Genomic DNA, 24,018 nt, shown 5'->3' with positions numbered 1-24,018 from the left:
TCAGTTTTCACTGATCTTCGAACCCTTCATCACAATGTCGCTGGAAGCCTTGATGGTGATCTTGCCGGACCCGTTCACCGAAATATCCTTGCCCTCGATGCCAATCGACCCGTCCTTCTTCATCATGATCTTGGCCGAACCGCATTTGATCAGGATCTCGTCACCGGCGTCGATCACCAGCTTCTTGCCGACCTTGATGGAGCTGTTCTCGCCGACATTGATCGAACTGCCTTTCGCAACACCCAAGGAATGGGCGCCGCCGACGGTCGTGGAATCGTCGGCCGCGATGCTGGCGCTACGCGCCGCGCCCACGTTGAACGTCTGGGCGCTGCCGATAGTCACGCTCTGATCGGCGCCGACATTGACGCTTTGCGCGGCCGCGATGTTCCAGCTGTCGGCTGCCCCGATGTCGTGGCTTTGCGCTGACCCCACGGTGACCGACCGTGTCGCGCCGATCGTATTGGCTTGCGGGCCACCGACGGTTCGTGTTTCGGATGCCGCCACCGAATCGACCCGGGCCGCGCCGACGCTCACCGTCTGGACGATGGCGACGGTCTGCGTGTGATTGGCGCCGATCGTTTCGGTGGAGTTCGAACCGATGCTGATCGTCTCATTCGCCCCGACCGTCAGCGAGCGGTTCTTGCCCACCGTCTCGGTGTCGTTGTTGCCGATATTCGTGGTCTGGTCGACGCCGACCTTGACAGTCTTGTTGTTGCCAACGTCCTCGTCGAGGTTGTGGCCGACGGAATGCTTGGCGTCGTGGTCGATGCGGTCGGACTGGTCGTGCTGGACGAGCTTGGTACGGTCGTGCTTGATCAGAAGGTTGTGGTCCTTCTGCGCCTGGAAGTTGACCAGCTCGGAGCCGGCCTTGTCCTCGAACATCAGCTCGTTGTAGCCGCCGCCGCCTTTCGAGGAGTTGGATTTCCAGCCCGACTGCGTTGCATTGCCCGGCAAGCCATAGGGCGGCATCTGCGAGGCATTGTAGACCCTGCCGGTGATGATCGGCAGGTCAGGGTCGCCTTCGAGGAAGTCGACGATCACCTCCTGGCCGATGCGCGGTATCTGGATGAAGCCCCAGCCGCTGCCGGCCCAGGTCTGCGAGACACGCACGAAGCAGGAACTGTTTTCGTTCTTCTTGCCCAGGCGGTCCCAGTGGAACTGCACCTTCACCCGGGCATATTTGTCGGTGAATATCTCCTCGCCTGAAGGGCCGACCACCGTCGCCGTCTGCGGCCCGCGCATGATCGGCCGCGCCGTGATCCGCGGCGCGCGATAGGGCAAGGCAGTCGGCGCGACACCCAGCACAATCTTGTAATTCTCGCTGTGGGCTTCGTTCTGGGTCCTGTAGCCCGGATCGAACAACCTGTATTCGGCGCTGACAACCAGATATTCCTGGTTCTGGTCATCGCGCGGAAAGCTTTCCAGCTTGAACGTACAGCCGGAATGGAGGCCCCGCACGGTTCCAACGGCGGTGATGCGCTGATGCGCGGCCTGAAGTTCCTCGCGCCGGATGCCGGCCAAGGTGTCGCCGCGCCCCACATCGAGATGCGCCCCAGGCTGGCGATAATTCTCGCCGGAGGCTTCCTTGTGGCTGAACGGCTGGGCGGACTTCGCCATCAGATCGGCGCCAGGCTTCTTGAAATCATAGTCGGTGTGGGCATAGGCGCCGGGCCTCACCGAACTGCCCGGAATCCATTCGGTGATGTATTCGACGTCGCGCCGCGAACCCTGTCCTTCGAAATTGTACGGTATCTTCTCGTAGCCCGGCGCCGGCTTCAGCTTGCTCATCGCGTCGCACAGAACGAGCGTGTGCTTGCCCTCGTCATGCTCGAAGAAATAGAAGATGCCTTCGTGCTCGAGCAGGCGTTGCACGAAATCGAGATCGCTCTCGTCGTACTGTACGCAGTATTCACGCGACGGGTACGACCCTTGCAGCCGCTTCTCGAATTTCGCCGTCCCGTATTTCGAGAAGATCTTTTCGACGATCTCGACAGCGGTCATGTTTTGAAAGATCCGGCAATCGGTCGCATTGCCGAGGAACCAGAGCCACGGCCTGACGACCGCTTCGTAATAGGCCAGCCGGTCTTCGATGCGGGTCAGGCGAAACTCCGACACCAGGCCGCTGAACCACCGTTTCGGATCGGATTCACCTTCGACCGAAACCATTCCCCCCAGCATCTTCAGCGGATCGATGTCGGAGCTGGGGCTGACGAACCCGACCGTATAGGCAAAGCAACGGCTGATCTCGTCGCGCCCGACAAGATGCGTGAAGGTCAACAGCTCGGCGCCAACGGGTGTCTGTACAACCGTGGCACGTTCGTTCGGCATGGGTCGTGCCCCTCCTGGACGCGGCCGCCGACGCGGTGGATTTGAAGTCCCATCTGCTGAGGAACCTTTTAAGACCCACCGCACCAGGCCATGTTGAGCCTACCACATATTGTCCTGCCAACCAAAGAGGACACACAGCGTCAAAACCTTGCCCTGTCGATGCATCGGCTCGAAACACTGCTGTCCTGTTGTATGTGCAAACTGCTAGAATGTGGAGTATCGGTCAGTGTTCGACGGCGACCCTGGATGTACATCAGTTTGCAAATCAACAATGTCGACGCCTTGCCTGCGGGCATCTCGACCGGCTACGCGGCGCGGGATCGCAGCTTCGAAATCGGGCGCGATGCTTGCGACTGGACCTTGTCGGACCCCGACAAGTTCATCTCCGGCCGGCATTGCGAGGTCCGCTACGAGACAGGCGCATTCTGGCTGCACGACGTCTCGCGCAACGGAACCTACATCAACGGATCAAACCAGCGCATGACCGGCCCGCATCGGATGGCCAACGGCGACCGGATGCTGATTGGCCGCTATGTCATCTTCGTGTCGATCGACGAGGAGCGCGCAGCGACAGGTCATCCCAACCGCGGCTCGACGCAGCGAGAAATGCCGGCCGCGACAAATCGGTCGCTGGAATTCGGAGATGGACCCTTCTTCGATCCCGCGGAGCAACGGTCCGGTCAGCGGGTTAGGGCTCCGGCATTCTCGTCGCAACCCTCGCCGCTTCCCTCGACGCGAGACGAGGTGCTGCGAGAAATCGCGATCGCGGCCGGTATCTCGCCGGAATTGCTGCAATCGCGCGACCCGCATGAAGTCGCCGCCGAAATCGGCGCGGTGCTGCGGACGGTGGTCGAGGAAGTGACCTTGCTGCTGAAAGCACGCGCGGCCGCGAAAATGCTGGCCAAGAGCACACAACGAACGATGATCAGCGCGGCCGACAACAATCCCCTGAAGTTCGTCCCAGGAACCGACGACATCCTCGAGATCATGTTTGCGCGACGCCGTGCCGGCTATCTCGATGCCAGGCGCAGCATCGAGGATGCGTTCCGCGATCTCAAGACGCACGAATTCGCCACCTATGCCGCCATGCAGGCGGCGCTGTCGCGGCTGCTCGACGACTTGTCTCCCGAAGCGATCGGAAGAAAGCTTCCGCCGACATCGTTCTCGTCGAAAAAGAGCCAGGCCTGGGACGCTTTTGTCGCGACCTGGCGAACCATGGAGGAAGCACACGAGAACGGCATGCTGGACATATTCCTGGCCTATTTCAGCGAAGCCTATGCCAAGGCCGACAAGCAGAAATAGGCGCTTCAGGGGAGCGTTGCAGCCGATGAAGATACCTCTTCGGTGTGCGGCATCCGGTTCCAATCGAGAGTTTCCGGGATTACGATCGCATACGACAATTCGCCAAGCGGGTAAGCCTGATCGACCTGGGGGTCTGCGGCAGATGTCATCTTACGGCGGGATAGCAAGTTTTAGTCTGCCTTCCTCAACACAGAGTCCTGACCTGCAGGGCCTGCCTTTGCTTTACCTGACCGCGAGAAGCTTTGCGCCTGTCCGCCAAGAGCGCGGGTGCCGGGCGCCGACGGACGATCGGCGATGAGCTCGAAGGACGATCCTTTCGGCCCGGCGGGCAAGACCGTCATTCGCGCCACGCCACGGCGTGAGCGAAAGCCGGCACCGGGCCCTCCCGTCGCGGATGGCGGACAGCCCTCGCAGGTCAAGGACTCGACCGTGTTCGATCCCGGTGTCGGCCGGCATACGCCGCCCGGTTGGACATCCGGGACCGTTATTTATCAGGGGACTCCTCCCGTGGCGGCTCCGGCCCTGCCGCAGGAGACCTTGCTCAATGTCACGGACAACGTCCGATATTCCGCGGCAAACCCGATCCTTGCCGCGGCCGCACCGTTGCTGATGCTATTCGGTCAGCTCAGGCTTATCCCGGTCGAGAGACAAGCGGAGCCATTGGCGGAGCATATCACTGATGCGATCGACAAGTTCGACAGCGCACTGGAGAAAGCAGGCGTTGCCGAAGAGGATGCGCGGATTGCGAAATTTGTCCTCTGCGAAACCGCCGACGATCTCATCGGCAACCTGCCCTGGCCACGCAAGGACGCCTGGGTGCAGCACAGCATGCTGTCGCGGTTCTTCCACGTCGAGCCCAACGGCACAGGCTTTTTCGAAGCGCTGAACAAAATCCTGGCCAGCCCGGAGGCACATTACGATCTGCTCGAACTGATGCATGTGTGTCTGTCGCTGGGGTACGAAGGCCAATATCGCGGCCTGACGCGCGAGGACACCAATCTCGAACGCGTTCGGCGCGACGTCTACGAAACGCTTCGCTATTTCAGGCCCCGCGCGGACGAAGACATCTCGCCTCGCTGGCAGGGCCTGGCGGCGACGATGACGCAGTCTTCGACACGCCTGCCGCTCTGGGCCGTTGCGGCAGCGGCAGCGGCGCTGCTGACGGCGGCATTCTTCGCGTTGCGGGTCTTCATCACCAATGAAGGCGACGCCACCGCTGGTGAATTGCTGGCCCTCAACCCGTCGACGCCGATCGCCATCGAGCGCGCCAGTGTCGCGCCTTTGGCCGAGCCGGAGAAAGTCACCCCTCCGGCAGCCACGACCACGCAGATCGATCGCATCCGCTCGGCACTGGCCAAGGATATCGAAGCCGGCGGGCTGACCGTCGGCACGAAGGGCGGCTTCATCGTCGTTGAAATCAACAATCTCCTGGTGTTCCAGTCCGGCAGAGCCGACGCGAAGCCGGAGTTCCAGCCCATAGCCGCCAACATCGCAGCGGCCCTGGAACCCGAGCGCGGACCAATCAGGATCGTCGGTCATACGGACAATGTGAAGCCTCGAAAATCGAGCCCGTTCAAGTCCAACTTCGATCTTTCCGTCGCCCGGGCGAAGGCCGTCGAAACCATGATGGCGCAGAAGTTGAGCGATCCTTCGCGACTGACGGTGGACGGCAAGGGCGAGGACGAGCCGATCGCCGACAATACAATACCGGAAGGCCGCGCCAAGAACCGCCGGGTCGATGTGATGATCGCCAAGGAGGAGACATTGTGAGCAGGACCGGTTGGATGCGCCGATGACGCGTTGGCTGCTGCGGATATTCAGCATGATCGCGCTGGCCGGTTTTTCAGCGGCAGTGTGGTTCACCGGACCTTTGATCCGCTTCGCCGATAGCCGTCCTCTCGGGCCGGCCTGGCTGCGCGCGGCAATCATCGCTGTGATCGTGGCGGCCGTGGCGCTCTTCTACGGATTGCGTTTCTGGCGGATGCGCAAGGCACAAAAGGCGCTGGAGACCGCCGTTGCCCGCAACGACGACAGGGATGACGACTCACGGGTGCTCGAGGCGCGCATGAACGAAGCCATCGCCGCGCTCAAACGGTCGAGCGGCAAGCGCAATTTCCTCTATGAGATCCCCTGGTACATCATCATCGGCCCGCCCGGCGCGGGCAAGACAACGGCACTGGTCAATTCGGGTCTGAACTTTCCGCTGGCCGGTTCGGGTGATGCCCAGCCGGTCGCCGGCGTTGGCGGAACACGCGCCTGCGACTGGTGGTTCACCGACGAGGCCGTGCTGATCGACACCGCCGGACGCTACACGACGCAGGATTCCAATGCCGAGAGCGACAAGAAGAGCTGGCTCGCCTTCCTGTCGCTGCTCAAGCAATACCGCACGCGGCAGCCTATAAATGGCGTCATCCTGGCGATCAGCCTCGCCGATCTCATCGGCCTCGACGATCAGCAGCTTGATGCTCACGTCGTGGAGATACGCAGCCGGCTGCGGGAAATCCACGAGACGCTGAAGATCCAGTTTCCAGTGTATCTGCTGTTCACCAAGGCCGATCTTGTTTCCGGGTTCATGGATTACTTCGGCGCTTTCGACGAACCCCGCCGGCGCAAGGTCTGGGGCGCGACATTCCAAACCACGGATCGCAACAAGAACATGGCGGCCGAGGCCCCGGCCGAATTCGATGCGCTGGCAAGGCGCCTGGTCGAGGAGATGCCCGACCGCCTTCAGGAAGAGGTCGATCCGGTCGCACGCATATCCGTCTTTGGCTTTCCGGCGCAGTTTGGTGCGCTGAAGAGCCGAATTGCGAGTTTTATCGCCGGCTTGTTCGATCCGGCCCGCAGCCAGGTGAATGTCAGCCTGCGTGGCCTCTATTTTTCGTCAGGTACGCAAGAGGGAACGCCCATCGATCAGGTGTTGGGCGCGATCGGCCGCAGCTTCGGTGGCGATTCCCGCGCCCATCTTTCGGGAACCGGCAAAAGCTTCTTCTTGCATGATCTGCTGACGGGCGTCATTTTTGCCGAATCCGGATGGGTCTCCTACGACAAATCGGCTGTAAGGCGTGCGGCGATCGCCAGATTTGCAGGACTTTGCGCCATCGTGTTGATCGTCGCGGCGGCCCTCGGCACCCTGGCCCTGAGCTTCACGGCCAACAGGTCGCTGATCACCTCCACAACGCAGGCCATGGGCCAGTATCGCGCAACGGCGGACACGCTGCTCAAGAGTACCGAGGTCACCGACGTCGACCTCGAAAACGTCATTGGCCCGCTCGACCAGTTGCGCGACCTGCCGGCCGGGTTCGAAACCGGCGACATGCCGACACCGATCGAGGAGACCTTCGGCCTCGGCCAACGGGAGAGACTTCTTTCGGCATCCAAGACGGCTTACCGGCAAGCGCTGGAACGCCTGTTGCGGTCGCGTTTGCTGATCCAGGCTGAGCGGACGATCCAGGCCAAGATGGCCGACCCCGCCGCGCTTTACGAGCCGTTGAAGATCTATCTGATGCTCGGCGGCAAGGCGCCGAAGGTCGACGACGCGCTGATCGTTTCCTGGATGAAGCAGGATTGGGAGCAAAACCGGTATCCGGGCGAAAACAACCGCGCGGGACGCGAGCAACTCGAAAAGCACCTGCGCGCCATGCTTGCCTTGGACGACGCCTATGATCCGGTTTTCGAGCTCAACCAGCCGCTCATCGAAGCCGCCCAGCGTTCGCTCGGGCGCATGAGCCTCGCAGACCGTGCCTCCGCGTTGATCAAGTCAGCGGTGTATTCGGCGGCGCTGGACGATTTTCCCGTTTCCATGAAGGGCGGACCGGAAGCGCAGCTATTGTTCGAACGTGTCGATGGCAGCGATCTGTCAGGCCTTCGCGTGCCCGGCCTCTACACTTGGGCCGGCTTCAACCAATTCTATCTCGGACAGCTCTCGCACATTGCGCAGATGCTGGTCGACGACCAGTGGGTGCTCGGCGGTGGCGGCGAGCAAGGCGGCATCGACCAGGAGTTGCTCAAGCTCGGCCCCGAACTTCTCGATCGCTACGGGAAGGAGTTCGCAACGGCATGGAACGGCGTTCTCGACGGGTTGAAGTTCAAGGCGATGCTGAAGGACAAGCCGCACTACATTGCGCTTTCCGCCGTCGCCTCGCCAACCTCGCCGATCGAACAGCTGTTTACGGCGGTCGCCGACGAAACAGCGCTGACGCGGGAGGCCAAAGACTCAGGCACCGGGGTTGAGGCCGGCACGGCTCAAGGCCAGTCTCCAGACGCCGCAAAAATGGCCAAGGGTCTGGCTCGCATCGGCATACAAATCGCCACCGGAAAATCGCAAAGCCGTGCCGGCACGGGATCGGCAGCAGACCAGAATCCCGGGGCCAATATCGAAGCGCAGTTCAGGTCATTCCAGGCCCTGGTGAACGGCCCAGCCGGACGCCGACCGATCGATGCCTTGACCCAGAATTTCCGCGACATCTACCAGAGCCTGCAACTGGCGGCCGACGTGCCGTCGCAGACGGAACGTGTCAACGCCAATCTGCAGCTGCAGATAGCCACCCTTCGTGCCAATTCCTCGCGCCTGCCCAAGCCGCTCGCCAGAATGGTCAATGCGACCGCGGACGAATTTGAAGGCAACGCAGCCGAGACCTCGGTGGCGAATTTGAACCAGATGCTCGACCAGGCGGTCACGGCTCCTTGCGAAGCGGCGATCAACGGCCGCTATCCGTTCTCCGGTACTGGCGCCGAGGACATGGCGATGGCGGATTTCGCCAAACTGTTCGCTCCGGGTGGGCTGCTGGACCGGTTCTTCGCGCAAAACCTCGCATCGCTGATCGACATGAGCGGTCAGGACTGGAGCTGGAAGCAGGATGCGCGCTTCGGCCGCGACCTGTCGAAATCGACGCTGAAAACCTTCCAGCAGGCGGCCGAAATCCGCAGCGCGTTCTTTCCCCAGGGTGGTTCGACGCCGTCGATCAGCATAACCTTCACGCCGTTCTCACTGCATGGCGATGCCGATTCCGCGGTGCTCGATGTCGATGGCCAGACCGTCCAGAGCAACCAGGCGGGCAACGCGCCAAGCATAGTGACCTGGCCGAGCGGAGCGGCCTCGGGATCCGCCAGCCTGAGCCTGACGCCGGAGATGCCAGGCCGCGACTCCAGCATCAAGTTCGAAGGGCCGTGGGCGCTGAAGCGGCTCATGGACAAGGCGGCCATGACCGGCACCGACAGCAATGTCGAAGCGCGCTTCGTGATCGGCGGGCGCGACGTCACCTATACGATCCAGACCGGCTCCGGCCCCAACCCGTTCCTGCTTCCGGCACTTTCCGGATTCAGCTGTCCGAAGGCGTTTTGAGATGGGCTTCGAACTTTTCAACGCGGTGACACCCTGCATGAGCCGCAGGCGCCTGGACCGTAATTTCGATACTTTATCAGCCGAGCCTGTGGCAGACTGGCTTGAGCGGGCGCCCGGGAGTGCGCCGCAGAGGACGCGTCAGACGCGTTTGGTGGCAAGTTGAACGATGTCGCCCTACCCTTTGACAGCTTCGGCGTGAGCCATAAGGGCTGTGTCCGCGAGCACAATGAGGACAACTATCTGCTCGAGCCGCGAACCGGGCTTTGGGTGGTGGCTGACGGAATGGGCGGGCATGAGGCAGGAGAGGTCGCCTCGGCCAGCATTGTCGACCATCTGGCCACGATCGGCATCGCAAGCTCCGCTCCGGACCTGCGGGCGCGCTTCGAGGACAGGCTGAGCCGGGCCAATGCCGAGATCCGCAGGATATCGGAATCGCGCGGCATCACCATCGGCTCCACGGTCGCCGCCCTGTTGGCGATGGACGGACGCTTTGCCTGTCTGTGGGCGGGCGACAGCCGGATCTACCTGATCCGCAACGCCTCGATCTCGCAGATCTCGAAAGACCACACCGAAGTGCAGGAACTGTTGGACCGAGGCATGATCAGTGCAGCCGAGGCGCTCACCTGGCCACGCCGCAATGTCATCACACATGCGGTCGGCGTCAGCGATGACTTCATCATCGACTTCCAGCAAGGCGAACTGATGCCAGGGGACATTTTCGTGCTGAGCACCGATGGGCTGACAGCGCATGTCACCGACGCGGAGATCGAGGCAGCGGTGGTGTCGGCAACGCCGCAGGCGGCCTGCGAGAATCTCTTGGAAACGGTGCTGGCGCGGGGCGGAACGGACAATGTCACCATTGTGCTGGTGAAGATCGGAAACGGGCGCAATGGACAATCGCTTCGCGCTGATCTGTCGAGAGCGGAGGGCTAAGGCTGATGAGCGCCGACGACAAGACGCGGATATCGCCGCAGGTGGCCAACACCGCCGTAGGCACACAGCTCAGCGGCATCTACGAACTTGACGAGCGGATCGCATTCGGCGGCATGGGTGAGGTCTACCGTGGCCACAACATCCAGACCGGAGACCATGTCGCGATCAAGATCGTCCTGCCCGAGTTTGCCCGTGACCAGACGATCCTGTCCTTGTTCCGCAAGGAGGCCTCGATCCTCAACCATTTGTCGCATGACGCGGTCGTGCGATACCACGTCTTCACCATCGATCCCGGGATCGGCCGTCCCTACCTTGCCATGGAATTCGTCGACGGCGAGTCGCTGTTCGACATCATGCGACGCGGGCCGATGCCGACGGAAGAGGTGCGCAAGCTTTGCCATCGCCTCGCATCCGGCCTGAGCGCCGTGCATCAGGCAGGCGCGATCCATCGCGACCTTTCACCCGACAACATCATCCTGCCGGGAGGCCGCGTCGACCGCGCAAAGATCATCGATTTCGGCATCGCGCGATCGGCGACCGTGGGTGGTGAGACGCTGATCGGCGGAAAGTTCGCGGGAAAGTACAACTACGTTTCACCTGAACAACTCGGCCTTTACAGCGGCGACGTCCGTGAACAGTCCGATATCTACAGCCTTGGGCTGGTGCTGGCCGCCGCGCTGCGCGGCAAGCCGATCGACATGAGCGGATCACAGTTCGAGATCATCGAAAAGCGCCGGACCGTGCCCGACCTCTCCGACATTGACGAGGATTTTCGCGGCATTGTCGAAGCCATGCTGCAACCGGATCCGCAGGACCGGCCGGTCAGCATGGCGGATATTGCCAGGATGACGCGCGACGAAGAAGAAGGAACAACGCCGCCGACGTCGATCACCCCCCGCGACCGGCCGGGCTTGCCTCGAGCCGGGCAGACCCTTGCTCCCGATCCCAGGGCGCAGCCCCAGCCATCCAACGTCCCGGGACACAATGCGCCGGCGGCAATTGGCGCGGGCGCGCAACCCTTCGTCCCGCATGTCCGGCCCGCGCTTTTGTCCGAACCGCAGCCTCGGGCGAACCCCGGCCCGCCAAGCACGGCCACCCGCAACGCCCCTGGAAAACCCGCAAGGACCCGCACCGTTGCGATCGCCGCCCTGGCGACGCTGGCTGTCGCCTCAGGCGCGGGCCTTTACCTGAGTGGCTTCATGACGCCCGCGCCACCGACTGCCGGCAAGACGTCGCTTTCCGCGCCCCAACCGTCAAAGCCTGCCGCGGAAACGGCAACTCCGCTCCCCGCCGACAAGATCGCGAACGCCCCGGAACCGGCAAAGCCGGTTCCGCCCGCACAGCCGGAAGCAAGCGTGGCTCCGGCTGAAAAACTGCCGGAGGCAGAGGTGGCTCAAAAGCCACGGCCCGCCAAGCCCACGGAAGCCCCCTCACCGGCCGAAGCACCCCCGAAGCCACCGGCAATGGCGGCGCAACCGCAAACAGAAGCGAGCACGCCATCGGCTGAAAGCCAGGCAGATGCCAAGCCAGTGCAAGCGCCGGAGCCGGCGAAACCCACTGCCCCGCAAACAGCGGAACCCGTGAAGCCTTCGGCAACGAACGCGCAGCCAGAGGCATCGCCGGCAATCCAGCCGGATACGATGGTCAGCAACAGCCAAATGTCGGCCCCAGTATCCGAGACGACAGCTCCCACCCCGCCAGCCGAGAAGGTCGCAACGCCGCCGCCGGCCCAGCCAGAGCCCGTGCGGCCCGAGCCACAGATCAGCCAGCCGGCAGCACCCAAGGCGGCCGTGCCGGCACCCAAACCCACTGCAGGCCAGACAGATGCCGCGAACACCGAGGGCCAAAACGCCTCGTTGCCGCCAACCAAACAGCCGGACCAAGCTGTCGTCGCGTTGAACGTGCCCAAACCAGTGATCCCCCCGGCCGTCGACGACAGCGCGCAACGAGTCTCCTGGGTTCGCGACTTCAGCGGCGGCGACTGTTTTTATGCAACCATGACGTCGTCAGCCGACAAGGCCCCCGCGATCGAAGGATTTGGCACGGCGGTCCAGCCATTCGAACAGATGCTGGGCGCGTTCCAGGCAAAATTCCATGTCGAGCCGGACATCAGCGTCCGCCTCATTGACCCGAGCCAATGCGAAGTCACCAACTTTCTGCGCTTTCTGGGGCAGACCGCGGCCGACAAACCGCAGCTTGCTCTGGACCGGACATCGGTGCCGAACGGTACGCCGATCCGCGGCACGCTGGTGACGCGTGGCGGGCTCATTTCCAGTGTGCTGCTGATCGACCACAAGGGCATGGTGTTCAACCTCGACGACCGCATCGTCGTGCAATCGGACAAGGCTACCTTCAACATCCCGATCGGGCTGGGCGCCGCCGACAAAGCCACCGGGAAGGCCGTGCCTCAGATCATAATGGTGATCACAGGCCCGCAGGATATTCAGGCGGCTGCCTTCTCCACGCCAACGCCGGCCTCGGTGTTGCTGCCCAAAATTCTTGAGGAGATCGAAACCGACGGATCTCAGTTTTCAGCCACTGCCAAGTATTTCCGGCTCGGCGGATAGCATGGGCGCCCGATGGAACTCAGCCGCGCGTGTCTGCCCCCTGCCGGCCTGCCCATAGAGCAGCGTGATCCGGCTCCAACCCTGCCCGCCCTGACGGGCCGCATCAAGCTTGCGATCATGGCTGGAGCGGCACTGCTGGCCGTGCTGGCATCCACCGAAGCGCGCGCCGAATTCACGGTCTGCAACCAGACGCTCGACGTCGTCAATCTGGCGGTCGGCCAGAAGGTCGACAATGCGGACCAGACCGACGGCTGGTGGACCATCGGCGCAAATCAATGCGTGAACGTCATCCGCGAGGAACTGACGAACCGTTACATCTACATCTATGCAACGGACGTGTTTGGCCATGCGATCCTTACCGGATCTACCGAGATGTGCATCGAGCGACGACGCTTTTCGATACGCGGCATCGACGACTGTTGGCAGCGTGGCCATATCGCGGCGCAATTTCTCGAAGTCGATACGCTGGAACAGGTGCGGTGGACCTTCTTCCTGACCGGAAGCAGTCCGTGACGCACAGTATCGACACGAGCTTCAAGCAGAAGAAGCAGGCGCGCGCCGCGCTGCGCAGGCGAACGCTTTGGCGCAGGCTCATTGCCGGTTTCGCCGTCATGGTCCTGCTCTCCATCGCAGCCGGTCTCTACTTTACCGCGGACTATTGGTCGTTCGGCGACGAAGACGAGGAATTGCACGCGGTCGAAGGCGTGGACGATGTGCCGGCCGATGCATCCGTCTACGTGCCTGCCATCATCGACCTTGCGGGAGATCCGATGTGGATCACCCTGGCGCCCGATGCCGACACGGCAAGCAAGGGCCATACGGTGGCGCGCCCGGCTGAGCTCGACAGTTCCGGCGCCTCGCCGCAGATCGAGATCCTCTCCGACGTGATGCTTAGCGCCAGCGAAAAGTTCATGACGACGATCCCGTCGACGCAGGAGGACTTCGCGTTCTTCCAGGCACAGCGGCGGACCGCTCCGGCATCTCCGGCTGCCGCACCCGCTGAGCAGGCCGCTCCGCCCGCCCCGGCGGCATCGGACGACCAGCAGGGCGACCTGGATAATGACCTTCAGGCGGCACCCGATGCTAGCGGGGCCCCAGCCGGTTCGGTGCCCAAGCAGGATGCAGACGACCCGGAGGCCGGCTGGGGAGAGACCGTCAATCAGGGCGAGGCAGCGCTGCCCGCCTTCACGAAGACCCAGATCGAGAACAATACGACCGTCGCAACCGTGACCAGCGAGTACCAGCGCTTCGAGGCGACCGAAGACACGTTCGTGAAGATCCTCAACGACCGCAGCCTGGACAGCGTTGCGCTCGATGCACATTTCTCCGCCGACGATGCCAAGCTGGCGGGCGAAGCGCTGAAGGCGCTCTTCAACCGGGACGGGCTGGAACCGGGCTATGTCGTCGCCATGCGCGGATTCCGGCCAAATCGTGGGACGACCACGATGTCGCTCATGCAGGTTTCGATCTACGCCAAGAATGTCTTTGTCGGCACACTGACGCGCAATTCTGCCGGCGCCTTCGTGTCGGGTGTCGACCCTTGGGTGCGCGAGGACCTGTTCAACTATTCCGGTACCGATCAAGGCGGGCCCAAGCGACAATACCGCCTGCTCGACGCGATCTATTCGACGGCCGCGCGCAACAAGGTTCCAACCGGCGTCATCGGCGAGGCGATCATGTACCTGTCGCGAGGACAGGACCTCGACGCCTTCGCCAGCGAGGACCAGCGCCTGGTGCTGATCTACTCACAGACGCCGCGCGGCAAGGACGAGACGTCCGGGCGGGTCCTTTATGTCGGCGTCCAGGGCGGTGAGAAGACCATCGATTGTTTCGTCTTCCAGCAGAGCGACGGCCAGTTCGCCTGCGTCACGGGCAATGACGAGGTGCGCTCGCTAACTGTCGCCAACGGCATGATCACGCCGGTGAACGGGGTCATGACCTCGACCTTCGGCCCGCGCAAACACCCGATCCTCGGTGTCGTTCGCATCCACAAGGGTGTCGATTGGGCCGCCCCTGTCGGCACGCCGGTCGAGGCCGCCTTCGACGGCGAGATCAGTTTCCAGGGCGATGGCGGCGGCTATGGCAATCTGGTGAAGATCTCGCATGCGAACGGGCGCGAGACGCGCTACGCGCACATGCAAAAATTCGCCATTGCGAGCGGCGTCGGCACCAAGGTGAAGGCCGGCGACGTCATTGGCTATATCGGCACCACCGGGCTTTCGACCGGCCCGCACCTGCATTTCGAGCTCTACCAGAATGGTGAGGCGATCGATCCGCTGGGGACGGTCACCACCGCCGCCGTCTATGATGCCGGCAATTCCGGCGATGTCGCCGTTGAAACGCTGACCGAGCGGATCGTTCATGTCGAAAGCGGCGGCAGCGCCCGCGCCAAGAACCCGAATTCCTCGGCGACCGGCGCCGGCCAGTTCATAACGAAGACCTGGATCCGGATGATGAATACCTATCGTCCGGAACTGGCGCGCACGCTGTCGACCGCCGACCTCTTGGCTCTGCGGTACGACGCCACGATTTCGCGTGAGATGGTGCGCAACCTGGCGCGCGAAGGCGAGGCTTATCTTCGGGCGCGCGGCCACCAGATCACGGCCGGCCGGCTCTATCTCTGTCATTTCCTGGGAATGGAAGGCGCGCATCAGGTGCTGGCGGCGCCAGCTTCGGCGCAACTGAGCGCCGTGCTGGGGGCGGCCGTCATCCAGGCCAACCCGTTTCTTACCGGCAAGACAGCCAGCTATGTGGTGGACTGGGCCGAAAGGAAAATGGGCCAAAAGCTGAGCCGTGTGACCACCGACGCCAGCCCGCAGACAACGACAACGGAGATCCGCCAGACATCGCCGGAGTTCGAAAAATACAAGCAGGCCGTCGCCGCCCTCATCAGCTCGATTCAGAATACGCTTTGACCTACCATGGCATCAGTCACTCGGACTATTGGTGTTCCTGTTGCCAAGTGTTACCATAGCTGACCTTTTTCGGGCCGTTGTGAACCAAAATTGTGGTTAAGATCACATATGCCCAAGAGCCATGTTTCGGCACCAGCGACGCTGTCGCTGATGAAATTTAGCATACGCAGACATCAACAGTGCGCCCAAATCGGCGGAGGGCTGGTCCATGAAAGCGTTCGCAATATTTCTGAGCGGGATTTCCCTTTTTTTCCTTGCCGTTTTCAGCGCCGAGGCTGCGGTGCCTGAGGCCAAGCGCGTCGCGCTGGTGATCGGCAACAGCAAATATGTCCATGCGGTTACCTTGCCCAACCCGGCCAACGATGCCCACCTCATCGCATCGACGCTGCGCAACGCCGGCTTCGAGGTGATCGAGGGGGTCGACCAGGACAATGCCGGCATGCACAGCCTCATCAGCCGGTTCACCGAGCAATCCTACGACGCCGACCTCGCGGTGATTTTCTACGCCGGTCACGGCATGCAGGTCGACGGCAAGAATTTTCTCATTCCGGTCGACGCCGAGTTGACGTCGCCCGCCTATCTCAAGACACGCACCGTCCAGATCGACGAGTTCATGGCGGCGTTGCCCTCCGACCCGGCGGTCGGCGTCATCATCCTCGATGCCTGCCGCGACAATCCACTCGCCAGGACGCTGGCTGCCTCGCTGCCGAAGTCGCGCTCGCTGGGGTCCGGCCTGGCACCGATCGAAGCCAAATCCGAGGGCGTTGGAACAGGCGGCATCCTGATTGCATATGCCACGGATCCGGGCGCCATCGCTTTCGACGGCAACGGCGTCAACAGTCCCTACTCCACCGCACTCGCCAGACACCTGACCGAGCCCGGCGTCGAGATCCAGAGCGCTTTGACGCGCGTGCGCGGCGAAGTGAGCGAGACCACGCAAGGTCGCCAGCGGCCATGGCACAACGCGTCGCTGGGGCGCGAGGTGTTCATTGGAAAACCCGTCGCGGCAGAGGCGCCTGCTGTAAATCCAGCGGCCGATGCATCGAATGCCGGAGCGACATCGGCTCCCGCCCCTGTTGCCAGTGATCCGCCCTCTTGGGAGGTCGAGCAACGTCTTTGGGATGAAGCTTCGAAGCGCAATTCAATTCCGTTCTACGAGGCCTATCTCGACCAGTTTCCGAACGGCCGCTTCGCCACCGTGGCGCGGCTGAACATCGACGAATTGAACGACCCGAAAGCGCAAAACCGGCAGGTCGCGGCACTTGATACCGATCAGGCCAACGCCAGTTCCGGCTCTGCCGTGCGCACCTCGGTGAGCGTCCCCGACGAGGTGAAGCAAACACCGGGCACCGAGTTGACGGAAAGCGCCATTGGTCTTGATCGCGAGGGTCGCATCGACCTGCAATTGCGCATCGAAGCGCTGGGCAACGAACTTGGGCGCGTTGACGGAAACATCGGGCCCAAGACCCGGCAAGCAATCGGTATCTGGCAAGTCGAGAACGGCCTGCCGCAGACCACCTATCTGACGCGGGAGCAACTGGCGTTCCTGGTGATCCAGACAGACCCGATGATGGAAGCCGTGCGCGCCAGATACGCTGCCGATCAAGCCCGTGCGGCGGGGCTGAAAAAGCAGGTGGTGCAAAAGGCCCGCACCCAGAAACCGGCGGTTCAGAAACCCCGCAAAAAACAACAGGTCGTTCAGAAGCGGCGCTACCGCGAAACGATCGCGCGGGAGGAGGATCTGCCACCACCCCGCGACAACAACGACTTCCTGACCAAGGCTCTGATCTTCGGGACAGGAGTGGCGGTGGGCGGCGTGCTCAAGCCGTGACGGTTAGAGAAATTACCAGGAAAAGCGCTACGCACTTTTCCTGGGATTCGTTTAGCGCGCTACTGCGTCTTTATCCGCATTTCCACGCGGCGGTTGACCGGATCGTACGGGTTGGGGCTGCGTGGATTCTTTTCGCCCATGCCGATCGCGTCGATGCGGGCCGCCTCGATTCCCTTGGCCGTCAGGAAGGCAGCCACCGATTGCGCTCGTCGTTGCGACAAGCCTTCGTTGTAATGCACCGTGCCGGTGGCGTCGGTGTAGCCTTCGACGACGAAGCTGAAAGTGCTCAGCCTGCTGTCCTTGAGTGCCTTGGCGAACTCGTCGAGTTCAGCGCGCGCGGTGGTGTCGAGCGCGGCCGAATCCAATCCGAAATTGATCAGCATATCGAGGCTGGATTTTTCGGCCGGCCCGTCCTTTGCCTTGCTCTTGCTTTTGCACTCCTCCTCGGTGCCGACACAAATTCCTCGCGATTTGCCAAGATCGGCCGCGCCGGCAAAAAACTTCACGATGTCTTCTGATTTCTGAACGGGGTCGGCGGAAGCGTGGGTCGAGAAAAACACGACCGCCAACACAAAGGCTGTACTGCCCCACTGCATAGCGGTTACTCCTGTTTGAGCATCCGATTTCGACGATCGTGATGATATCAAATTCCAAGGCGATTGTCTGTCGATAAACGCTGGGGCACGATAGTGCCGACGGGTCCCGCGGCATCACAGGTTCAGGCTTGACCCGCGCCGCGCCTGAGGCTTGAGTGGCCAAGGTTTCTTGATGAAAGCGTGGCGGTCATGGCCAATGGGCTCCGATTCAAAACGGCACGGGATCTTTTCATGGCTTGTCCCGCCATTGCCAGGGACATGGGAACCCCTCCAACCGAACAGAACTCGATCACGTTTTGCCGCGACCTCCTTGCCGGGCGCGTTCCCGAGGAAGCTATTACCTTTTGTGCCTACCTGCTTCCCGAGCGGGCCGCGATCTGGTGGGCGCATGAATGCCTGAGCCACCTGACCGACCTGTTCGATGGAACCGATCAGGAACTGCTTGCGCATGTTCGCGACTGGGTGGGTGAACCGGACAATCCCCGCCATCGGGCAACCGTCGGCAAAGCCGCGGCGGCACCACCGACAACGCCGGTCGGCTGGATTGCTCTCGCCGCCGGATGGCGTGACAACGGCTCGGCCATGGCCACGACCGAGGTAGCGGCCTTGCAACCATTTCCAGCTGCCCATGCAGTCAATGCCGGGATACTGGCCGGACTGGCCCGTGTCGCCCTCACGGACCGGTTTGCCGTTCTTTCGGCATTTGTCGACATGGGCATCCAGATGGCCGAGATCGAGGCGTTGCGCCAATCGGAAGATGCCTTTTAGGGCAATTCCAGGAAAAGTGTGAAACGGTTTGCCCACAGGAATTGCGTCAAAACAAAGAGTTAGAGCCGCATCCCGATCGGATGGACGCCGTCCCCTTCCTGCCTATTTGCAGCCGCCCTGCGCCCATTTGGCAAGCGCCACCTTGAAGCGTGTGCCCAGGGGATGTTGCAGGCGCAGCACCGAGACATCGTTGGCGGCAAAATTCTTCGCCTGATCACACAGCCGGGCCTCGTTCCATTCGTGGCAGCCGTCGCAGTGCTTGCCCTCCCATACCGACTTGTCCAACCCCTCCACTGGACTGAACAGCGGCTTGCCCTTGATCAGTTCGGCGATGCTTTTGCCGTCGATCGCCGCATCGCCGAAGTCGATCGGATGATCGAAAAGGATCGGGGCATCCGACGCCAGCTTGGGGATCTTCTGACGCAGCACATCGAGCGCAAGCTGGTCATCGCCCTGGTTCGCCGCCGCGCCGGTGTTGCGCGCTTCGGAGCCGCTTTCCGCCTGAGGCGCGCTCGCCTCGCCAACGATCAATGGCGCATTGAGATCGACCTTGTGCAGGACGACCTCCGTGGTCAGCGAAACGTTGATCCAGGGGCGCTGCTTGCCGGCGGTTGCCTTGAAAACAGCGCTGGTGACCCTGTTCATGGCCTCGGTGATGGAGACGTTGGATTCGCCGATGTGCTGAAGCAACGCCGCGGTGAAGGGCGAGTGCTCACCCGACCCGTCATAGGCGAGCTGATTGGGGCTGGCGGCGAAGGCGACGAGCGTGCCGGCGCCTCCATTCTCGATCGGGATCTCGGCCAGGCCGCTGCTCGCGCCGTTGACGCCCGCGGTCTTGGCCAGCGCCTCGGCGAGAGGATTGTCACGGCAGGCGTCGAGAAACACCAGCCTGATGCTGGTCTCCCGCGACATCTGTCGTAAAACGAAATCAACCGACACAGCCTCGAAGTCGAGAGAGGTCTCGTCCTCCAGCGCGGCGTCGACCGGAAGCAGGTAGTTCTTGCCCGAAACCTGCAAGCCGTGGCCGGCGTAGAAGAAGAGTGCGATGTCGGCACCGCGCACCTGTTTTGCAAACTGGGCGATCGTCGCCTGCGTCTGCAATTTGGTCTCGTCGAAGCCGGAAACGACCTCGAAGTCGAGCTTCTTCAAGCGTTCAGCCATGGCCTGGGCGTCGCGCACCGGATTGGCGAGCGCCGCCGCGTGCTGGTACTGGGCGTTGCCGAGGACAAGCGCCACGCGGCGCTCGGCGCTGGCGCCCGTCAAAGTCAACAGCAAGGCGAGCGCCGCGAGACAGGCAGCGCGAAAGAAGCCACCGCAACGGGCGATCGGATCGGACTTCACCGCGACCTCAAAGCTTGGTGGCGGAAAACTCGATCCGCCGATTGAGCGCCTTGTTCTTGGGGGTATCGTTGGCGGCAACCGGCCGCTCCTCGCCATAACCCGCGGAACTGACCTGGTTGCGCGGGACGCCGGCGGCAACCAACGCATCCGCAACCGCCTGGGCCCGGCGCTCCGACAACAGCTTGTTCGCCTCCGGCGATCCATCTGAATCGGTATAACCGGAGACCTCGACCTTCAGGCTCGGGCATTTTCCGACGACGCCTTCAACCTCGGTCAGCAAGGGGCGGCTTTTCGCATCGAGCCGCGCACTGGCAGGCCGAAAATAGATGGCGCCGGTGCGCGAGAGCACGGCGAACCTGTTCAGGCATTCCTCGTCGCTGAAGTTCGCCTTGGCGGCATCCGTGGCAACCGGACCCACATCGGCCGAACTCGCCGCCGCAACCTGGGTGGCGGCCGGCTTGCTGCCATCGGCGGTAAATACGAAATCGAACGATACCGACGCGGTGGGCACGATGTTGGTGACGTTGGCGGCCTGCTGCAGCTTGTCGATGTTCGGCAGCAGGCCGAAATCCTCGACATGGACCGCGACCGGAGCCTCCGACGCAACCGACACCATGGTGTCGCTGATCATGGTGACGACGACGCTGGCCTCGAGGTCCTTGTCGACGCCGTGCAGATTGACGCGGAACGGCAGCGTTGCCTTCATCCTGCGCTTTGTCGCGAGGTCGGCGAATGCGGCGGGATCCACCTTCGCCGTAAGCTCGGCGGTCGGGTACTTGAATGTCTCGAAGAACAGGAAGCGCATGCGAACGTTGCGCAGATCGACGCCGGTATCGACCGAATTGAGGTCGAACGTGACCTTGGCATCACCCGCCGAGCTCAGCGTGCCGGTGATGTTCCTGATCTTGTTGGTCTCGACGATCGTGTTCTTCTTGACCGACTGGTAGGTGATCACCGAAGCGGTGGGATCGAGCGTCCAGTTCGGCGCGGCGCCCGCGGTTTGCGATCCGAACAGCAACAGCCCCGAGAAAGCGACGATCAGGCCAAGGGCCCTTATGGTGAGGTTCCCAAAACCCGTTCTCCACCGGAATGCGACGACTTCGAACATGGAACGCCCCTGCCCAGGACAACCGTACCTACTTCGCGCGAACGCAATTGAAGTATAGAGCACTTGTACCCTTTTGGCGAGCAGCCAGTCTTCCGGTCGAGGTCCGCTGCGAAATTGGCGGGCCAAATGGTGGCGAGCGGGTGTGGCTGCACCAAGTCAACCGCGGCGCGCCGGAGCGCCGGAAATCCCGTGTAGCAGCCACCTGCTACCAGCGACATGAATTTCGGCGCTACCTATTGTGAATGGCGCATCTGGCGATGGCAGTGTAGGGTTCCGCCGCACATAAGAATGACCGTACCTGCGGCACCGCCAAGCTGACGAATCTGGGAGGATTCATGGTCGAGATCATCTCCAAGCGGGACGGCCCGCGTCGTGAGGATGTTCAGGTCAAGCGGCTGATCGAGCAGAACCGTTCGACCATCGTTCGACTTGCCGACCAGATCAGTGGCGGCGGCTATTCGGCTTCCAGGAAGCCACGCCAGCAACCCAAGGCTGAAGGCCTGATCATCCACGTTGGCGGCAGCACGGCCACCGTGACCGAGGCCAAGCCGTCCATCCGCGTCACCATGAATGGCCGTGTGATCTCCAAGGACCAGAATACCGGCCGCCAGCTTCATCATATCGGCGATATCCGCAATCGGGATGGAGAGCAGATCTTCGTTCTGGGAACAAAGCAGAACGGCTTTTTCTCGCCAGTCGACGAAGCCATCGGTGAGGCGCTCACCGAGTTGGACGGGTCCCGGCTGACCGCGACTTACACCGAGGAGCAGCTTGCAGCCGACATCGGCGCGAAACTCGGCATCGACTGACGGCAGGCTGTTGGGCGTCGCTGAGCATGCCCAATCCGCGACAGCATACAGAAATGGCATACCTCAAAAGGTACTGTGATGACTGAATGAGACACGCGAGCGGCCCCGATCAGATGAAGACAAAGGCTATTCCGTCGCGTGCGTCGATGGCCACCGGACAGTTGGTTCTGGACAACATCGACTATGACGAGCGCGCCACCATGCGCGCTTGGGAAAGTTTTCTGGCTGACGCGCCGAAGTGCGCCCGCGATCCGGTCCATGTCCGCTCGCTGATCCACGATTCCTGGTACCGTAGCGCCACCGGTGGCATCAACGCTCAAGGCATCGAGGCGCCGCTCAACAGCGACCGTGACGAGATCGAATATCTGACCCGCGCCAACGCCGAGCTGCTTTCGGCGGCGCGGCGATCGTTTGCGTCCCTTGGCCCGTTGCTGGAGGGGACGGGAGCCATGCTGGTGCTCGCCGACAGCGACGGCGTGCTCATCGACGCGATCGGTGACAAGAAGACCCTGCATGACGGCCAGGACATTCATCTGGGCATCGGCGGCAAATGGAACGAGGATGCCGTTGGAACCAACGGCATCGGCACCGCGCTGTGGACTGGAGAGCCGATTTTCGTCCATGCCGCCGAACATTTCTGCGCCGGCATCAAATCCTGGACCTGCGCCGGCGCGCCGATCCGCGATCCCCTGGACGGCAAGATCATCGGCGTTGTCGACCTGTCGGGCTATTCGCCGATCTTCCGGCCGCACAACACGGCGCTGGTCGCGGCCACCGCCAGGCAGATCGAAAAGGCCTTGGCCGAACAGCAGCAGGAGCAGCGCACGCGCCTGCTCGAAGCCTTCATTTCCTCGGCACCCAGCTATCGCCGCAAAGATGGGTTGGTGATCGTCGATCATCGTGGCCGCGCGATCTTCTGCAACAACGTGCCCAATGGCGACACGACAGAGATGATGGACGGCCCGATGGAACCGGGGCGTGGCCGATGGCTGATGAACCTGCCGGCCTCCGGATCCGAGACCGATCTCGCCAACGCGTTGCCGGCGCATCTGCGATCCTGCCATGTCACACCGCTGAAGCTTGACGGCGATCTTCGTGGCGCGGCTCTGGTGTTTCCATCGGTGCCGGCCGTCTCGAGCATGACGGTGATCCGCCGAGAGGAAAACAAGCACCTGCGGACAGCCGCGGCGATGATCGTCGGCGAAAGTGAAAAATTGCTGGCTGCCGTCGATGTCGCCTCCCGGGTAGCCGGCTCGAACGGTGTCACCTCGTTGCTGATAGAAGGTGAAACGGGCGTCGGAAAAGAACTGTTTGCCCGGCTTGTCCATGCCGGCAGCCGACGCACTGAAAACGACCCTTTCATAGCCATGAACTGTGGCGCGATCACCAAGGAGCTGTTCGGCAGCGAATTGTTCGGCCACGTCGGCGGCGCGTTCACCGGAGCTTCGCGCGAGGGCAAGCCGGGCATCTTCGAACTCGCCAATGGCGGCGTGCTCAGCCTTGACGAAATCGGCGAGTTGCCGCTCGAAATCCAGCCCTTCCTGTTGCGTGTCCTGGAGGAACGTGTCGTCCACCGCATCGGCAACTCCAGGGGCCGGCCGGTGGATGTGCGGCTGGTCGCCTCGACCAACCGCGACCTCAAGCAGGAAGTGGCGTCCGGGCGCTTCCGCAGCGATCTCTATTACCGCATCGGTGCGGTCTCGATCCATGTCCCGGCGTTGCGCGAACGCGGCGACGACGTGCTGCTGCTGGTCGAGCATTTCAACCGGCAGATCGCGAAGCTGGCCGGCAACGACCCGCTGGAGTTTTCAAACGACGCCCTCGACGCGCTGCTGGCCTATCGCTGGCCAGGAAATGTGCGCGAATTGAAGAACCTGGTTGAGCGCCTGCATATACTGGCGCGCGGCGGCACGATCGACCTCCAGGACCTTCCCGGGGAAATCAGCGCGGGCAATCGCGACACCATGGCCATGCACGGCGACCATCCCGCGACCATGCTCGAAGCACCCGTATGCACCTTCGAGGATGCCGAACGCCAAGCGATCAAGAATGCGCTTGTCGCGGAGAGCGGCAATCTCAGCAAGGTTGCGCTGAGACTCGGCATTTCGCGGCCGACGCTCTATCGCAAGCTCGGCCAGTACGGCATCCGGCGCGGGTTCCTCTGACACGCAGCAAAAAA

General features: G+C 62.4%; 15 protein-coding genes. 11 read left to right on the top strand and 4 right to left on the bottom strand.

Annotation, left to right across the window (positions count from 1 at the left end; genetic code table 11):
* Entirely contained in the window at positions 1-2,328 is a 2,328-nt protein-coding gene (locus AC1VON_RS13180) for a type VI secretion system Vgr family protein (RefSeq protein WP_483123149.1), read from the bottom strand.
* Positions 2,329-2,574: 246 nt separating this feature from the next.
* Here AC1VON_RS13180 and tagH point away from each other — a divergent pair, with 246 nt between their 5' ends.
* The 8 genes from tagH (at position 2,575) to AC1VON_RS13140 (ending at position 17,217) form a co-directional block, all read left to right on the top strand.
* On the top strand, positions 2,575-3,630 hold the full coding sequence (gene tagH, locus AC1VON_RS13175; RefSeq protein ID WP_483123146.1) for a type VI secretion system-associated FHA domain protein TagH: 1,056 nt from the start codon (positions 2,575-2,577) through the stop codon (positions 3,628-3,630).
* 294 nt (positions 3,631-3,924) lie between these two features.
* Entirely contained in the window at positions 3,925-5,400 is a 1,476-nt protein-coding gene (gene tssL, locus AC1VON_RS13170) for a type VI secretion system protein TssL, long form (protein ID WP_483123144.1), read from the top strand.
* 22 nt (positions 5,401-5,422) lie between these two features.
* Entirely contained in the window at positions 5,423-8,971 is a 3,549-nt protein-coding gene (tssM, locus tag AC1VON_RS13165; RefSeq protein ID WP_483123141.1) for a type VI secretion system membrane subunit TssM, read from the top strand.
* Positions 8,972-9,130: 159 nt separating this feature from the next.
* Complete coding sequence (locus AC1VON_RS13160) at positions 9,131-9,904, top strand: PP2C family protein-serine/threonine phosphatase (protein WP_172351742.1); 774 nt, start codon at positions 9,131-9,133, stop codon at positions 9,902-9,904.
* A gap of 5 nt (positions 9,905-9,909) precedes the next feature.
* Entirely contained in the window at positions 9,910-12,471 is a 2,562-nt protein-coding gene (locus AC1VON_RS13155) for a serine/threonine-protein kinase (protein WP_483123138.1), read from the top strand.
* A 12-nt stretch (positions 12,472-12,483) separates the two neighbouring features.
* A complete protein-coding gene (locus tag AC1VON_RS13150) occupies positions 12,484-12,984 on the top strand; it encodes a DUF1036 domain-containing protein (RefSeq protein ID WP_483123134.1) in 501 nt (166 codons plus the stop codon).
* A complete protein-coding gene (locus AC1VON_RS13145) occupies positions 12,981-15,386 on the top strand; it encodes a M23 family metallopeptidase (protein ID WP_483123132.1) in 2,406 nt (801 codons plus the stop codon). Before AC1VON_RS13150 ends, AC1VON_RS13145 begins: the two co-directional genes overlap by 4 nt.
* A gap of 208 nt (positions 15,387-15,594) precedes the next feature.
* Positions 15,595-17,217, top strand: a complete 1,623-nt coding sequence (locus tag AC1VON_RS13140) for a caspase family protein (protein ID WP_483123129.1) — start codon at positions 15,595-15,597, stop codon at positions 17,215-17,217.
* A gap of 59 nt (positions 17,218-17,276) precedes the next feature.
* On the opposite strand, the gene AC1VON_RS13135 is transcribed toward AC1VON_RS13140, so the two are convergent.
* On the bottom strand, positions 17,277-17,813 hold the full coding sequence (locus AC1VON_RS13135; protein WP_172351746.1) for an OmpA family protein: 537 nt from the start codon (positions 17,811-17,813) through the stop codon (positions 17,277-17,279).
* Positions 17,814-18,002: 189 nt separating this feature from the next.
* On the opposite strand from AC1VON_RS13135, the gene AC1VON_RS13130 reads away from it, so the two are divergent.
* Entirely contained in the window at positions 18,003-18,581 is a 579-nt protein-coding gene (locus tag AC1VON_RS13130; RefSeq protein ID WP_483123123.1) for a DUF6931 family protein, read from the top strand.
* A 102-nt stretch (positions 18,582-18,683) separates the two neighbouring features.
* Here AC1VON_RS13130 and AC1VON_RS13125 read toward each other — a convergent pair whose 3' ends face one another.
* Both AC1VON_RS13125 and AC1VON_RS13120 read right to left on the bottom strand, forming a co-directional pair.
* On the bottom strand, positions 18,684-19,922 hold the full coding sequence (locus tag AC1VON_RS13125; RefSeq protein WP_483123120.1) for a caspase family protein: 1,239 nt from the start codon (positions 19,920-19,922) through the stop codon (positions 18,684-18,686).
* 7 nt (positions 19,923-19,929) lie between these two features.
* Positions 19,930-21,030 carry an OmpA family protein gene (locus AC1VON_RS13120; protein ID WP_483123117.1) on the bottom strand — a complete coding sequence of 367 codons (1,101 nt, stop codon included), beginning with the start codon at positions 21,028-21,030 and terminating at the stop codon, positions 19,930-19,932.
* A 335-nt stretch (positions 21,031-21,365) separates the two neighbouring features.
* Between AC1VON_RS13120 and AC1VON_RS13115 the strand changes: the two genes are divergently transcribed.
* Positions 21,366-21,839, top strand: coding sequence for a hypothetical protein (locus tag AC1VON_RS13115; RefSeq protein ID WP_483123114.1), 474 nt, complete (start codon positions 21,366-21,368; stop codon positions 21,837-21,839).
* An 86-nt stretch (positions 21,840-21,925) separates the two neighbouring features.
* Entirely contained in the window at positions 21,926-24,004 is a 2,079-nt protein-coding gene (locus tag AC1VON_RS13110) for a sigma-54-dependent Fis family transcriptional regulator (RefSeq protein ID WP_483123110.1), read from the top strand.
* Positions 24,005-24,018: the final 14 nt, after the last annotated feature.

This window comes from Mesorhizobium sp. HAY1-8B (genome assembly GCF_056868045.1).
This window is presented reverse-complemented; position numbering and strand designations above follow the sequence as displayed.